The sequence below is a fragment of the Streptococcus taonis genome, assembly GCF_029948085.1.
GTDB lineage: Bacteria > Bacillota > Bacilli > Lactobacillales > Streptococcaceae > Streptococcus > Streptococcus taonis.
Genome location: NZ_JARZZP010000001.1, coordinates 1 through 1016, shown reverse-complemented (window position 1 = coordinate 1016; position 1016 = coordinate 1). Strand labels below are relative to the sequence as shown.

Below are 1016 nucleotides of genomic sequence, written 5' to 3'. Positions count from 1 at the left end.
GGTCTGACAAATAACAACACAAACAATAACACTGCTAATAACGCCAATATTCAGATTGAGTTCCGTAAGCAAGCTGAGAAATATACACCAACAGCTACAAATCCTACAGTGAATCTGACTTCAAATGGAACTGTTCCAGATTTGGGATCACCAGAGACTTATATTGCCAACAAGTCTGACTTGCCGGCTACAGGAACAACACCAGGTACAACAACGACATATGCATGGAAAGCTGGAGAAACTCCAACTGTTAACAATGGTCAAGTCACACGTACAGTAGTAGTTACTTATCCAGATGGCTCAACAGATGAAGTTCCAGTAACTGTTAGGGTTGTAGATCCACGTACAGATGCAGAGAAGAACAATCCAACACCTAAAGACCAAACTGTTAATGTAGGTGAAACACCAGATCCTAAGAAATCAATTGGTAATGTAGGCGATCTTCCAAAAGGAACTACAGTTGAATACAAGACTCCAGTAGACACTACAACACCAGGCGATAAGAAAACAACAGCAGTTGTCACTTACCCAGATGGCTCTAAGGATGAAGTTCCAGTAACTGTTAAGGTAGTAGATCCACGTACAGATGCGGATAAGAACACACCAACAGTAGAGTTGGAACAAGATCCTAAGACAGGTGACGTTACAGTAACACCGAAGAAACCAGATGGCTCAACATACAAACCAGGAACTAAGGTAGAAATCCCAGGTAAAGATGGTAAGCCAATCCCAGTCACAATCGGTGAAGACGGTAAAGGTAAAGTACCAAACAGTGAATTACCAGACGATAAAGTTCCAGGTACAGGTAAGATTACAGAACCAGGTCAACCAGCTGTAGAAGTTCCAGTAACAACACCAGCTAAGGTAACACCAGAAACACCAGCTCAAAAGACACCAACACTAGATGTTGAACAAGATCCTAAGACAGGTGACATTACAGTAACACCGAAGAAACCGGATGGCTCAACATACAAACCAGGAACTAAGGTAGAAATCCCAGGTAAAGATGGTAAGCC

1 protein-coding gene is annotated in these 1016 nt (G+C 42.2%); it reads left to right on the top strand.

Features of this window, described 5'->3' with window-relative positions:
* A partial coding sequence (locus QEZ38_RS00005; protein ID WP_281334585.1) for a Rib/alpha-like domain-containing protein occupies positions 1-1016 on the top strand: 1016 nt, incomplete at both ends.